This window comes from Vagococcus entomophilus, from assembly GCF_003987595.1.
GTDB lineage: Bacteria > Bacillota > Bacilli > Lactobacillales > Vagococcaceae > Vagococcus_E > Vagococcus_E entomophilus.
This window is the reverse complement of sequence record NZ_NGJZ01000005.1, coordinates 23,581-37,815: the sequence shown is the minus strand read 5'-3', so window position 1 is coordinate 37,815 and position 14,235 is coordinate 23,581. Positions and strand designations below refer to the sequence as shown.

General features: G+C 36.6%; 14 protein-coding genes. 5 read left to right on the top strand and 9 right to left on the bottom strand.

The window, feature by feature from the left end:
• Positions 1 to 83: 83 nt before the first annotated feature.
• Positions 84 to 896, bottom strand: coding sequence for a tyrosine-protein phosphatase (locus CBF30_RS11405; protein WP_126826926.1), 813 nt, complete (start codon positions 894 to 896; stop codon positions 84 to 86).
• A 215-nt stretch (positions 897 to 1,111) separates the two neighbouring features.
• Between CBF30_RS11405 and CBF30_RS11400 the strand changes: the two genes are divergently transcribed.
• On the top strand, positions 1,112 to 1,738 hold the full coding sequence (locus CBF30_RS11400; RefSeq protein WP_126826922.1) for an MBL fold metallo-hydrolase: 627 nt from the start codon (positions 1,112 to 1,114) through the stop codon (positions 1,736 to 1,738).
• Between the two features lie 72 nt (positions 1,739 to 1,810).
• A complete protein-coding gene (locus CBF30_RS11395) occupies positions 1,811 to 2,500 on the top strand; it encodes a histidine phosphatase family protein (protein WP_126826919.1) in 690 nt (229 codons plus the stop codon).
• A gap of 59 nt (positions 2,501 to 2,559) precedes the next feature.
• Here CBF30_RS11395 and CBF30_RS11390 read toward each other — a convergent pair whose 3' ends face one another.
• On the bottom strand, positions 2,560 to 3,054 hold the full coding sequence (locus CBF30_RS11390) for a PTS sugar transporter subunit IIA (RefSeq protein ID WP_126826916.1): 495 nt from the start codon (positions 3,052 to 3,054) through the stop codon (positions 2,560 to 2,562).
• 201 nt (positions 3,055 to 3,255) lie between these two features.
• Here CBF30_RS11390 and CBF30_RS11385 point away from each other — a divergent pair, with 201 nt between their 5' ends.
• The 3 genes from CBF30_RS11385 (at position 3,256) to rpsT (ending at position 6,635) form a co-directional block, all read left to right on the top strand.
• Positions 3,256 to 4,089, top strand: a complete 834-nt coding sequence (locus CBF30_RS11385) for an undecaprenyl-diphosphate phosphatase (protein WP_126826914.1) — start codon at positions 3,256 to 3,258, stop codon at positions 4,087 to 4,089.
• Positions 4,090 to 4,366: 277 nt separating this feature from the next.
• On the top strand, positions 4,367 to 6,271 hold the full coding sequence (locus CBF30_RS11380; RefSeq protein WP_126826911.1) for a heavy metal translocating P-type ATPase: 1,905 nt from the start codon (positions 4,367 to 4,369) through the stop codon (positions 6,269 to 6,271).
• Between the two features lie 109 nt (positions 6,272 to 6,380).
• Complete coding sequence (gene rpsT / locus CBF30_RS11375; RefSeq protein ID WP_126826908.1) at positions 6,381 to 6,635, top strand: 30S ribosomal protein S20; 255 nt, start codon at positions 6,381 to 6,383, stop codon at positions 6,633 to 6,635.
• 26 nt (positions 6,636 to 6,661) lie between these two features.
• On the opposite strand, the gene CBF30_RS11370 is transcribed toward rpsT, so the two are convergent.
• From CBF30_RS11370 to CBF30_RS11340, 7 genes are all read right to left on the bottom strand, one after another.
• Complete coding sequence (locus tag CBF30_RS11370) at positions 6,662 to 7,711, bottom strand: SepM family pheromone-processing serine protease (protein ID WP_126826905.1); 1,050 nt, start codon at positions 7,709 to 7,711, stop codon at positions 6,662 to 6,664.
• A gap of 3 nt (positions 7,712 to 7,714) precedes the next feature.
• Positions 7,715 to 8,209: a pantetheine-phosphate adenylyltransferase gene (gene coaD / locus CBF30_RS11365; protein WP_126826901.1), complete on the bottom strand. Its 495-nt coding sequence runs from the start codon at positions 8,207 to 8,209 to the stop codon at positions 7,715 to 7,717.
• Positions 8,206 to 8,766 carry a 16S rRNA (guanine(966)-N(2))-methyltransferase RsmD gene (gene rsmD, locus CBF30_RS11360; RefSeq protein ID WP_126826897.1) on the bottom strand — a complete coding sequence of 187 codons (561 nt, stop codon included), beginning with the start codon at positions 8,764 to 8,766 and terminating at the stop codon, positions 8,206 to 8,208. Before rsmD ends, coaD begins: the two co-directional genes overlap by 4 nt.
• Positions 8,767 to 8,877: 111 nt before the next feature.
• Entirely contained in the window at positions 8,878 to 9,222 is a 345-nt protein-coding gene (locus tag CBF30_RS11355; protein WP_126826893.1) for a YlbG family protein, read from the bottom strand.
• A complete protein-coding gene (locus CBF30_RS11350; RefSeq protein ID WP_126826889.1) occupies positions 9,212 to 9,640 on the bottom strand; it encodes a YlbF family regulator in 429 nt (142 codons plus the stop codon). Before CBF30_RS11350 ends, CBF30_RS11355 begins: the two co-directional genes overlap by 11 nt.
• Positions 9,641 to 9,664: 24 nt before the next feature.
• Positions 9,665 to 10,771 (bottom strand): CAP-associated domain-containing protein, encoded by a 1,107-nt coding sequence (locus CBF30_RS11345; RefSeq protein WP_126826886.1) that lies wholly within the window; start codon positions 10,769 to 10,771, stop codon positions 9,665 to 9,667.
• 22 nt (positions 10,772 to 10,793) lie between these two features.
• Positions 10,794 to 14,225 (bottom strand): pyruvate carboxylase, encoded by a 3,432-nt coding sequence (locus tag CBF30_RS11340; RefSeq protein ID WP_126826882.1) that lies wholly within the window; start codon positions 14,223 to 14,225, stop codon positions 10,794 to 10,796.
• Positions 14,226 to 14,235 lie beyond the last annotated feature (10 nt).

The following is a 14,235-nucleotide window of genomic DNA, read 5'->3' as shown; positions in this document are numbered from 1 at the left end:
GTACACATATATTATAGCATATTTTTGTATAAAAAAAAAGTGTGGCTCTGTTGTAGTCACACTTTTATCTAGATTGCACTATTTTAATACTCCAAATATTTTTTTCGTAATTTTTCACGATAAAATTGATTAATTTGATATTCTTTTTCTAAAAATAACCAGTCATCACCCTCATATACCGCATCAATTGAGTCAAAAAATGTTTGTAAGTAGTCAGCTTTCACAATAAAATAGTTACGAAAATTTTCAAATTGTTCTGGTGAATAATGAGCCTTAGCTGGAGCTGTATTACGTTCGATATATTCAGGTAAAAACTCAGTACTGAGCAAATAGTCTTCCATAATTGATTCTCTTGGTACACCTAAGGCCATAAGAAGCATGGCAGCTCCAACTCCTGTTCGGTCCTTTCCAGCAGCGCAGTGATGAACAAGACTCTCTACCTCATCATCCAAAGCAACTTCAAAAAGGCGCTTGTAAGAAGGATTATTGAAGGCAATTTCTTTATAAAAATCAGCGAGTCCTTCTTTTTTCAAATTCTTTTTATACTCGTCTGACATGATATCCTCATTTCCAATCTCCTCATTCGTAAGGTTTGCTGGAACACGAATATTTTGGACATTTTCCAAAACAGGATCTGGCTCTTTAACCACTTCTGGCTCGTCGCGATAATCAAAAATCACTTGGATTCCCAGATCACGAAATAATTCCTTATCTTTTTCCGTTAGATAATAAAGAGCAGAGGAACGATATAAATGACCATACTTTACTTGCTTCCCATCTTTGGTCAAATACCCCCCCATATCTCGGAAATTTTCAACACCTTCCATTGGAACCAAACGATTCTGAGGATTTACTTTAGCCTGGGTGGAATTCATTGTTTGATTATTTTCTGTCATACTTACTCTCCTTCTCTTACATGTTTGTAAAACTCAACGCTATTATAACACATATTTCAATTTTCTATGCTAAAAGGAGCGATTTCCCTTCATTCTTTAACAAGATTTCAGTTTCCTACGATCACACAACTACCTCGGACAATCCTGTCCATTCTCTTTGGCATTTTGCTTTTTTTACGCTATACTAGGGTTGTATAAAAAAAGGAGGACTCAACTTGCCAGATATTTTACGCATCCCTACTGGAACAATCGATGAAAATTGTTACTTAGTCTATCATGATGAGAACCTGTTAATTATTGATCCTGGAACAGACTCTTTAAACATTATTCAGTCCATTAAAAACTTAGCAAAGGTCCCCGTCGCTATTTTATTGACACATACACATTATGACCATATTGGAGCAGTAGAAGAATTGCGTCATATTTACCAAATCCCTGTTTATGTGAGTCCATTAGAGCAAGAATGGTTAGGGAACCCCATTCACAATTTGTCAGGCCTGTCACGCCATGATGATATTGCAGATATTGTTGTTGCACCCGCTGAATTTGAATTTGAGATGAAAGAGTATCAGCTTGGTGGCATGAACTTTCGTGTCGTCCCCACTCCTGGGCATTCAATTGGAAGTGTAAGTTTTATTTTTGATACATTTGTGCTAACTGGAGATGCCTTGTTTAAGGGGAGCGTTGGGCGTAGTGACTTATATACAGGAAACCATGAACAGCTCATTCACAGTATTCAAACACAATTGTTCATTTTACCAGATGATCTGGTTGCCTATCCTGGACATAGAGAACCTACAACGATTGGATATGAAAAAGCGACTAACCCGTTCTTCAACTAAAAAAGCTGTCCTTCTTACGAACAGGATGGCTCTTTCTTTTACTTTTATTAATACTGGAGGAATTTCATTACCATGACGCAAAGAAAAATCACCCTGTACCTAACGAGACATGGGAAAACAATGTTTAACACTTTAGATAAAGTCCAAGGATGGTCTGATACCCCGCTTACGACTACTGGTGCAACTGTCGTAAGTCATTTAGGTAAAGGCCTAAAGGCAACGCCCTTCGTTGCTGCTTATTCAAGCGATAGTGGACGAGCAATTGAAACAGCCAAAATTATTTTAAACGAAAATCAAGACTCGCGGATCCAGCACCATACGGATAAGCGAATCCGCGAATGGAATTTTGGAAGCTTTGAAGGCAGTTTAAACTCTGAGTTGACCGAGTTAATCCTTAGAGACAAAGACTGTAAAACTCCAGAAGAATTGCTTAAAACTCATCCGACCTTCAAAGACTTCTCAGATGCAATTTATGAATTGGATACAGCAAATTGGGCAGAAACTTATGAAACACTTACTCAAAGAATTCATAGTGGTTTTGCAGATATTGCTAAAAAGCATGCTTGTGCAAAAGGAGGCAACCTACTGGTCGTATCTCATGGATTAACGATTGCCAACTTTTTAAATTTAATTGATCCAACGATTCCAGTTTATACTTCGATTAGTAATGCAAGTGTTTCTAAGGTCGAGTATCAAAACGGAGTATTTACAATCAAAAGCATTAATGATACTTCTTATATTGAACAGGGAAAAAATAGTTAATCAAAAAAACGAAGCCAGTGAAAAGTAAGCACTCGCTTCGTTTTTGATTTGGTTTGATTTTATTTAGCTGTTACTTCACCAATTACTTCGCCCGCCGTAACCGAACCAGTTTTACTTAATTCGTAGCTTGCAACTTGGTCCATGTTGGTCAAAATAACAATCATATCATTGTTTTTTTCTGCTTTTTTTAACGCTTGTAGGTCCACTTTGGCAATGAGTGTATGCTCATCAACGCTTTGGCCTTCTTTTACTTTAATTTCAAAAGGAGCCCCCTCTAAAGAAACGGTATCTACCCCCATATGTAACAAGACTTCTAAGCCATTGTCCATCTTCATGCCTACAGCATGTTTTGTCGGAAATACACTTAAGACTTTTCCTTTAATAGGTGCGTAGATGTCTCCAGAGGTTGGCAATACTGCATAGCCGTCTCCCATCATTTTTTGTGAAAATACTGGATCATTGACTTGTGTGATCTCAATAGCCTCTCCATCTGCAACAGCGTGTAATAAATAGTCTTTTTCTGCTTTATCTTTTTTCTTTAAAAATCCAAACATTCGCTTGCACCTCTTTTGTTTTATTTCCACTTACTTCCTAAGTATAATGAATCTTCCCTTAATTTTCAACAATTGTACCGATTTTAAATAAAAAATTTAAGTTATTGTTAGATTTTATTTCGAAACAAAAAACTCATTGGTTTTTTCTTCAAATATCGTTATACTTATTACTGTATGTTCTAAAAAGAAAGGATTGAAGAAATGGATTGGTTTAATCTCTTTAAAGCGATTATTTTAGGTATTGTTGAAGGAATAACAGAATGGCTGCCTATCAGTAGTACAGGACACTTAATCTTAGTCGATGAATTTTTAAAATTAGAAGCAACACCAGCCTTTAAGGAAATGTTTAATGTCGTCATTCAACTAGGTGCTATTCTAGCTGTTTGTGTGCTTTTTTTCCACAAATTAAACCCGTTTTCGCCTCAAAAAAATCGTCAAGAAAAAGAGGCTACCTGGTCATTATGGTTTAAAGTTGTCATCGGGTCGATTCCAGCACTGGTTTTAGGGCTACCTTTGGATGATTTCTTGGAAGAACATTTCCATAAATTTTTACCGATTGCCATCATGCTCATTCTTTACGGAGTACTATTCATTATAGTAGAAAATTATAATAAAAATCGTGTTCCTAAATGTAAAGACTTTGGTCATTTTACTTATAAAGCAGCATTTTTAATCGGTTGTTTCCAAGTACTTGCTCTAATGCCTGGAACCTCTCGTTCTGGAGCAACAATCATTGGTGCCATTTTAATTGGCTGTTCTCGATTCGTTGCCACAGAATTCTCCTTTTTCCTAAGTATTCCAGCTATGTTTGGTGCAAGTGGCATCAAGCTGCTTAAGTTTTTTATGCGCGGAAACTCATTTACCTTTTCAGAATTTATCATCCTAATGGTTGGTTGTATTGTCGCATTTTTTGTTTCGATTGTCGTTATCAAATTCTTTATTGGCTATATTAAAACAAATGATTTCAAAGCATTCGGTTGGTATCGTATCATCCTTGGAGCCATTTTGATTGGTTATTGGGCGTTCAATCGCTAATTCGGACCAAAATTGATGTTGATTTTATTTAACTATTGAATATGAGACAAAAGTGTTCGTTGCTTTTGTCTCATTTTTTGTCTAAATAATAATAATTATAATTTATATAAGAATGATAGTTACTCTCATTTGTTATTTATATCTTTTAAAAAAGCTTATTTACCAACTTTTTTTATTTTTTTTAGCAAAAGAGAATCATTTTCATTATCATTAAAAGTTATTTCATTATCATTTATATTTTTCCTTTGTTATTCTAGCAACATAAGGAGGAATTTTAATGTTACATAAATATATAAAAAATATCAAACTATTATTTACGATTATTTGTGGAGGTTCGCTATTAATCGGTTGGCTTCTCTCTACTACTCATTCACATTTTTCAACTACTTTTTTCATGATGGGAATTGTTTTTGGTGGTTACTTCCAAACAAAAGAAGGAATTATGGAAACCATCCAGGAAAAGAAATTCAATGTCGACTTACTGATGATACTCGCAGCAATTGGTGCTTGTTCGATCCACTACTATTTTGAAGGAACAATGCTAACCTTTATTTTTTCATTAAGTGGCACCTTAGAAGAATATACAACAAATAAAAGCAAAAAAGAAATTGAAGGGCTCTTGTCCTTACAACCAGAAACAGCTCAACTACTCTTAGACAATCAGACCGTCAAAGAAGTCCCAGTGGATCAGCTTAAAGTTAATGATTATGTACTTGTACCAAAAGGTGACAGTATGCCTATAGATGGTTATTTACTGAGTCAAGAAAGTTTGATTGATGAGTCTGCAATTAATGGTGAATCTATGCCCGCAACGAAAAATAAACAGGATCCACTATTTGCTGGTACTATCAATTTGTCGGAACAATTGACTCTTTGCGTTACCACTACTAGCGACCAAACCGTTTTTAGTAAGATTTTAAACTTAGTGCAAGAAGCTCAAAATACCCCCACACAAGCGGCTTCTTTTATTGAAAAAATCGAAAACTTATATGTGAAGCTCGTTTTATTTTTAGTTCCGCTTTTTATTTTAGGAAGTCATTTTTTATTAGGCTGGAGTTTTTCTGAAAGTTTTTACCGTGGAATGATTCTACTAGTTGTTGCATCACCTTGTGCTTTGGTAGCATCTGCTACACCTGCTACACTTGCTGCACTTTCTACAGGAGCTCGTTATGGAATTCTTTTTAAAGGTGGTCGATACTTAGAGCAATTCGCTGATTTAAAAGCCATCTCATTTGATAAAACCGGTACCCTTACCAATGGAACTCCTATTGTGACGAATACCTACTTTTTACCAGAATATCCACAAGAACGCATTATTCCTTATGTACTGGCTCTTGAAAGTCATCAAACTCATCCTCTTGCTAAAGCCATTACTCATTATTTTGAAAAGGACTATCCTATTAAGGATACCGTTACGATTGCAACAGAAACAGGTAGTGGAGTTTCTTTATATGAAGAGGATATTGAATGGCGTATTGGAAAATTAAACTTTGTAACCAATGAGACTTTATCCAGCACTTTACTTGAACAAACCACGAACTTACAAAAAGAAGGCAAAACAATGGTTTATCTTTCAAGACAACAAAAAATTATCGCTTATTTTGCGCTACTTGACGTGGCAAAAGCAGAAGCAACTGAGTGTCTGGCCTATTTCCAACAAAATGGTATCCATACCGCTATGATTACAGGAGATCAAGCACTGACTGCACATGCAGTTGGAGAACATCTCGCTTTAAATTCTATCTATGCTAATTGTTTACCCACTGAAAAAAACAAGCTAATCTCTGAGCAACAACGTCAATTTGGCACAAATGCTATGGTTGGAGATGGTATCAATGATGCCCCAGCCCTTGCTAAAGCTTCTCTTGGCATCAGTTTGGGTAATGCAACAGATATTGCGATTGATGTCGCAGATGTGGTATTAATCAACAACCAACTAAGTTCTTTGATAGTCTGTCACCAACTTGCAATAAAGCTCAAAAAAATTATTTTCCAAAATATCTTGTTTTCATCTTGCGTTATTTTGCTTCTAATTGCCTCAAACTTTTTTGGAAACCTTAACTTACCCTTTGGTGTCATTGGACATGAAGGCAGCACGATTTTAGTTATTTTAAATGGACTACGTATGTTACAAAAGCCCCGTTCTGCTAATTTGGTTTCAAACATGACAGTCAAACCTTAAAAAGTCGCATTCAATATTGCAAAGTCTTTGTAGTTTCTGTATAATAGAGGATGTTGATTATATTTAGTTTTTACTAGATATAAGACTTCAGTTATCGGAGGTGAAATCAATGCCAAATATCGAATCTGCAATCAAACGCGTACGTACTAATGAAAAAGCAAATGTATTAAATTCTACAAAAATGAGTTCTGCTCGTACAACAGTTAAGAAATTTGAAACTGCTGTTGCTGAGGGTGCTGATAATGTAAATGAATTATATAAAGAAGCCGTAAAAGCAATTGACATGGCTGCTAGTAAAGGTCTAATTCATAAAAATAAAGCAAACCGTGATAAATCACGTTTAGCTGCAAAATTAGTAAAATAAAAAAGACTCCTCTATGAGAGTCTTTTTTATTTTGCTTTTTTTAAATAATCGAGTGCATCTCGGACATTCTTAACCGGTACTATTTTCATCGAGGTATTGATTTTTTTTGCAGCTGCTTTAGCTTCTTCATAGTTTGTTTTAATCGTTGGATATGCTTTTTTTTCCTCAGCAGTGATTGCATCATTCGGCGCAAAGAATATTTTGGCTCCTGCCTGATCTGCGGCAATGACTTTTTTATCAATTCCCCCAATTCTTCCAACAGTCCCATCACTACTAATAGTTCCCGTTCCCGCTATTTGTTGCCCATTTCTTAAATCTTGATTCGTTAAAATGCTATACGTTTCAAGTGTAAACATTAATCCAGCTGACGGACCACCGATTGAGCCTGCATCAATTTTCACATCACTATCAGATGATATGCTAGTATGGTCCACTAATGTAATGCCAATTCCTGGTTTTTTGACTTTATTAGCAGTTAGTTCAATTAGTTTACCAGTGGCTGTTTGCTTTTTATTGTTTCGTTCAAATTGAATTGAAACGGAATCTCCAATTTTTTTACTCTGAATATACTTCATAAATTCTTCTGAGCTTTTAAATGTTTGTCCATCAATTGCATAAATAGTATCTCCAATGGTAAGTTTATTCGCAAACGAAGAATTTTTGACAATATCCATGACATAAATCCCTTTATATTCTAAATCATAAGGTTTATTTGCCAACTTCAATGCCATCTCAATTGCAGTATTTTGCGAATTTTCCATATAGTATTGCTGCAATTGCAGATAAGTGGCGTCACTACTTGACCCCATAAGTTCTTCTTTACTCACTAATGTTTGAGCACTTGAAAAATGAGCGAGTAAAGCTCCCAAAGGCGTTGCTCGCTTGATGCCAACCGTTGTGAGCATAAACGAACCACTTTGTGTATCTTTTTGTTTGCCAACAGTGACAAATTCGTTTAATTTTTCAGCAGATCCAGGGACTTCGATATAATAGGGGATTGGAACGATTGCTAATAATAAAACGATCAGAGCAAGTATCACCGCAAGCACAGATTTATTGATTTTTCTTTTTTTCATTCTCTATTCATCTCTACTTTTCATTTTTTCTTTCATCGCTTGGTTGATAATTGGTGGTAAAAAAGGGGCAACATCTCCACTAAATTGCGCAATTTCTTTGATAACACTTGAACTAAGACTACTATGTGCGTTATCCGCAAGTAAAAATACCGTTTCTACCTCTTGATTCAGGTGCTGATTCATAAAGGCGATATCACGTTCATACTCGTAATCCTTAATACTACGTAAGCCCCTAATTAGAAAATTAGCACCCATCTTTTGCGCGATAGTTACCGTCAGTCCTGCTTCTTGCGCAACAATCGTCACATTTTCTAAATGTTTTGTCGCCTCTTTAGTCAGCTCTAGCTTTTCTTCTAATGAAAAAAGGGCTGTCTTGTTGGTATTCGTAAAAATGCCAATAATGACTTGATCAAAAATTTTTGTTGCACGTTCTACGATATTTAAATGTCCATTTGTAAAAGGATCAAAGCTCCCAGGAAACAACGCAATCTTGCTCATTCCTCTTCCTCCTGTTCATAAATCATTATAGCTGTAATCCCATATTTTTGACGACGTCGCAATGAAAAGTGCGCAATTTTTTCAGGCAGCTCTACCTTTACATCGGTTTCACAAATCAACACCGTATGCTTGTGACTCAGTCCTAGTATCATAATTTTTTCAATTTGTGCGACAATCTGCTGTTTGGCATAGGGTGGGTCAAAAAAAATCAAATCAAATGTGATCTTATCTTGTGCCAACTTTTCTAAAGCTTGGTTAGCATCCATTTTCAAAACTGTGAATTTTTCACTTTCTTTTGTCATCTCAATATTTTCTTTAATCACTTTAACTGCAGCATAGTTCTTGTCTACACAGTACGCATGATCAAAGCCACGGGACACTGCCTCAATAGCTAAGGAACCACTGCCAGAAAATAAATCAAGAGCTCTTCCACCCTCAAAATATGGACCAATCATATTAAACATAGATTCTTTGACTTTATCAGTTGTTGGCCTTGTTTGATTGCCACTTAATGCTTTTAATTTTCTACCTCCATATTCTCCGGAGATTACACGCATATCTTTCACTCCCATCTCTATCTCGTCTATTATATCAAGAAGAGGCTTAATAAAAAATAAAAAAAGTATGAAAATTTTTCTTTCAATTGAAAGAAAGATATCTCCTCATACTTATTGTTCGGCTAACACAATTTCTTTTTTTGCATGCTCAGAGTCAAAAAGTTCGTCTTCCTCAAGTTCGAATAGTTCTTTTTTTCCTATTTTGTCAGCAAAGTTCATTTCAACATCAGGACGGTAAGACCGTTCTACTTGTCTAACGAAATGAAGCTTGTTGAGCTTAAACTCCGTTGCCTCAATTTCTTCGTCTGGCATATATAAAATTACATATTTCATTTTTCTAGACACATATTGTATCGTGCCAAAGCGTCTTAAATTTTTTACTTGTCTCAAGCTATATACCCATATAACAAGCGATCTTCTTCTCGTTACTTCAAATTTTATTTCTTTATCCAACATGGCAATTCCCTCCACATCCCTTTTTAGCAAACTCAAAAAAGGGGTTTCCTGCATCCACTTTTATTTCTTTTGATACATTTTGAGCAACAGCATAGCTCGTCTGATCAAGAATATCTTGAAAAGCAGTTTCAAAGAAACGAAACTGTGCCACGATTTCATCTACATCTAAATTTCTCTTAGCAGCACGTAACACTCTTCTTTTTTCATTGAAATCAGGAGCATACTTGCCATATGATTCTATTTTTTCAAAATCTTCTTTTGCTTTTATAAAAGCAGTAGCTTTTTCTTGAACAATCGCGCTTGACTCCATTTGTTGGGCATAGTTAATGTATTGTTCTGCCTGTTTGCTGTAAAGAATAGTTTCAACCAATTGGTCGATTTGATCTTCAATTTCTAAAAAAGAGGAAGTATAAATCATTTTTCGTTCTCCTTTCCCTACTTTTTATTTATTTTGCCATAAAATCAGGACTGTACCATTAGCAATTGCGATTCCGACAGTTGTCTCTTTATTTTTTTCGACCAAATTCTGACTCATCTCTATTTCATGGATCATCATGGCTGTGGCCGGGACATCTTTTACTACAGAAAAAATAAACCCTTTTGTTTGATTCAAAAAGACAGGTCCTTGAGTTTGCAACATACCACTATTTGAAAGATCTAACCAAAAAGAAGGAAGAAATTTTGTCTCTGTCGTCCTTTTATTCCAGCTAATTAATTCGTTTGGCATATGCAAGTAATCCGTTGGTGTCTTTATAAATTCTTGAAGAAACTGATTCGCTTGATCACTCAATCCAGCGGTTTCTTTAATAGACCGCTGGCTTTCTCTTTGATTCAAAACTTTCAAAGTTTCAAACAGCTGGATGAGATTAATCTTATCAATCACTTCTGTTTGCACTTTTGGCGGAGCAATTTGCAGCTGATCTTCCCCACTGGTCAATTCGTAAGGCATAATCCCTAGCAGAGATTGCTTATCTACATAACGAATTGCTTGTAGCTCGCCTTTACTATGTCCAAAGTAAAGAAGCGCAAACGATTGGTTGGTAAATGCAATCAAAGGAGTATAGTTCATCTCTTCTTCTGTAAGCTCAAACTGATATGCCTGCTGATCTAAATGAAAGGAAAAATCTGGATTAATTGTTGAAAAATCTCCAACATCCGATAATTTCATCCCAATCTTAAATGGGGCTATTGAGTCTTTTTTTCCTAGTACAAAAATAGAAGAAACTCGGTCATTTTTCAGAAACACTTGAAAATAATGACTTCTTGTATGTTTGTCTGCATACGTCAGCACTTTTTCTCCCGTTGAAGCTACAGAAACATACTGCGTAGCACCAAATTTTGCTTGGACTTCCTTTAGGCTTTTGCCAATATAAGTTGCCATCCCACTTGCATCTATCTCTGAATGCGGTGTTCCCGAATCCATCGCCAAATAACTATTGCTCTTTGAAATGGCGACTTTAGGATTGGCTTTTGGGAACCAGACGGCTTGCATATACGCGCCAATTAATACGATGAAAAAAATTACCAAAAATTTAATTATTTGCCTCATCTTGACTCCTTTGAGCTGATCATTAGCGTGGTGCAATCTCTATAAGTAAATCCCCCGATTGAATGGCTTCACCATTTGCAACATGGATATGCTTGATGGTCGCATCAAAGGGTGCTTGAATGGTTGTTTCCATTTTCATCGCTTCTGTAATCAGAATCGCCTCACCTTTTTGAACCGTCTGTCCTTTTTGTACTAACACTTCTAAAACAGAACCAGACATGGTGGCACCAATATGTTTTTTGTTTGTTGGTTCGGCTTTTTGGCGTGTTTTCACCGTTGTTTTAATATGACGGTCTCGAACAACCACTTCTCTTCTTTGTCCATTAAGTGTGAAGAACAATACGCGATTTCCTTCTAAATCAGGCTCTCCGATTTCATCCAGACGAATAATCAAAATTTTTCCTTTTTCAATTTGTACTTCAATGTTTTCGTTAAGACGCATACCATAGAAAAAAGTAGGCGTATCTAGCAACGTTACATCGCCAAAATCATTATAAACTTTACAATAATCTAGGAAAACTTGAGGATACATTAAGTAACTAAGAACCTCTTCTTGGTTTGGCTCATAGCCAATTTTTTCAGCTAGTGCACCTCTCACCGCTTGAAAATCAACCGGCTTTGCCAAACTTCCTGGACGAACCGTAATAGCTTCGCGTTTTTTCAAAATAATCTGTTGTAACTTTTTAGGGAACCCACCAGTAGGTTGCCCTAAATCGCCTTGGAAGAAACTCACTACCGAATCAGGGAAGTCAATGGTTTCTCCTTTTGCATAAATATCTTCCTCCGTAAGCTTATTTTGAACCATAAATAATGCCATGTCTCCCACTACTTTAGAAGACGGAGTCACTTTGACAATATCACCAAATAAATGATTTACTTTCGCATACATTTCTTTTACATGATCCCACTTATCGCCTAAGCCAACTGCTTTTGCCTGTTGTTGTAAATTAGAGTATTGACCTCCTGGCATCTCGTGCATGTAAACTTCGGTTTGCGGTGCACTCACCCCATTTTCGAAGGCATGATAAAAGCCACGAACATCTTCCCAGTAATGATTTAATTGCTGTACGTTGTCGATATTAATAGTTGGCTTTCTTTTCCCATCAACGAGTGCGTAATACAAACTGCTCATGCTAGGCTGACTCGTTGCACTACTCATCGCACTCATCGCAACATCGACAATATCAACACCTGCTTTAGTTGCTGCTGAGTAAGTAATAATCCCATTCCCACTAGTATCGTGCGTATGCAAATGCAGTGGAATATCTACGGTATCTTTTAGTTCAGCAATCAAGCGATATGCAGCTTGCGGCTTAAGCAGACCAGCCATATCTTTTATGGCAATAATATGTGCCCCTAAGTTTTGGAGCTCTTTAGCCATTTCTTTGTAATACTGTACATTATATTTTGCACGAGTTGGGTCATTAATATCCCCTGTATAGCAAATTGTTGCCTCCGCTATTTTCCCAGCGTCTCTGACTACTTGGATGCTTTTTTCCATTTGCGGAATCCAGTTCAAAGAATCAAAGATTCGGAATACATCAACCCCTTGTACTGCAGCTTCTTTTATAAATTCTTCTAGAACATTATCTGGATAATTTTGATATCCTACCGCATTAGACCCTCTAAACAACATTTGAAAAAGTGTATTTGGCATGAGCGTACGTAATTTTCTGAGTCTTTCCCAAGGATTTTCATTCAAGAAACGATACGCAACATCAAATGTCGCACCGCCCCACATTTCACTTGAAAATAGTTGCGGTAACGCTTCACCGGTTTGTGCTGCAATTTTGGTGATATCTTGCGTACGCATTCTGGTAGCAAGTAAACTTTGATGGGCATCCCTAAAGGTTGTATCCGTTAAAAGAACTTCCTCTTGTGCCTTGACCCAGTCAATCACACCATTAGCACCCTTTTTGTCTAAAATCATTTTGGCCGTATCTTTTATTGGCGCTTCTACTTGGTTTCCTTTAAACATACGGGGCTCAGCATAAAACTTCTTCACTTCTTTTTCAATATTAGGAAATCCATTCACGGTAACTTCACCAATATATTTCATTGTTTTATTGCCACGGTCCCTCAAACGTGGAAACTCAAATAGCTCAGGTGTAGTATCAATAAAGGTTGTCTGTGCTTCCCCGGATTTAAACACGGGGTGCGAAATAACATTTTGTAAGAATGGAATATTCGTTTTTACTCCACGAATTCGGAACTCTTTTAAAGAGCGTTCCATTTTTTGAATTGCTTTTTCAAAATTAAATCCGTGTGTACAAATTTTTACAAGAAGAGAATCAAAATAAGGAGTCACCACCGCACCTGAATAAGCATTACCTAAGTCCAAACGAATACCAAAGCCACCAGTTGAACGATAAGTATCAATCTTTCCGCTATCTGGCATAAAATTATTCAGTGGATCCTCAGTCGTAATTCGACACTGAATCGCCGCCCCTTTTAGATGGATATTTTCTTGTGTAGGAACTTGCATATCTTTGTGCAAATCTTGTCCATCAGCAATTAGTAATTGTGAAACAACAATATCAATATCTGTCACTAGCTCTGTGATGGTATGCTCAACTTGAACACGTGGATTAACTTCAATGAAATAAAATTCATTTCCTTCCACCAAGAATTCAACAGTTCCAGCATTCACATAACCGACATGTCGCATTAATTGAACAGCAGCCTGGCAAATTCTTTCACGAAACTGATCATCTAAGGAAACACACGGAGCTACTTCTACCACTTTTTGGTGACGTCTTTGAACGGAGCAATCCCGCTCAAAAAGGTGTAAAACATTCCCATGCTCGTCTCCTAGTATTTGTACCTCGATATGCTTAGGATTTGAAATATATTTTTCAACATAGACTTCATCACTGCCAAAAGCTGCTTTTGCCTCGCTTTTCGCACGCTCATAACCATCTCTTGCCTCGTCTTCGTTACGTGCTACACGCATTCCGCGTCCACCACCACCAAGAGCTGCTTTTATCATAATAGGATAAGCGTGATCTCTAGCAAACTCCAACACCTCATCAATCGAATCAACTGGACCATCTGTTCCCGGAATGGAAGAAATTCCAGCTTCTAAAGCTGCTTCTTTTGCTTTAATCTTATCCCCAAAAATGTCTAAATGATGCAATTTAGGCCCAATAAAGATCAAATTTTCCTCATGACATCTGGTAGCAAACGTCAAATTTTCTGATAAAAAGCCATATCCTGGATGAATAGCGTCTGCTCCTGAATCTTTAGCAATTCTTATAATATCTTCTATATCTAAGTATGCATCAATTGGTTTTTTACCTCGACCAACTAAATAGGCTTCATCTGCTTTAAAACGATGAACAGAATTTTCATCCTCTGCTGCATAAATCGCAACGGTTTGAATATTTAATTCAGTGCAGGCCCGAAATACCCGAATGGCAATTTCTCCGCGGTTTGCAACTAACACTTTTTTCATTCTCTTCTCC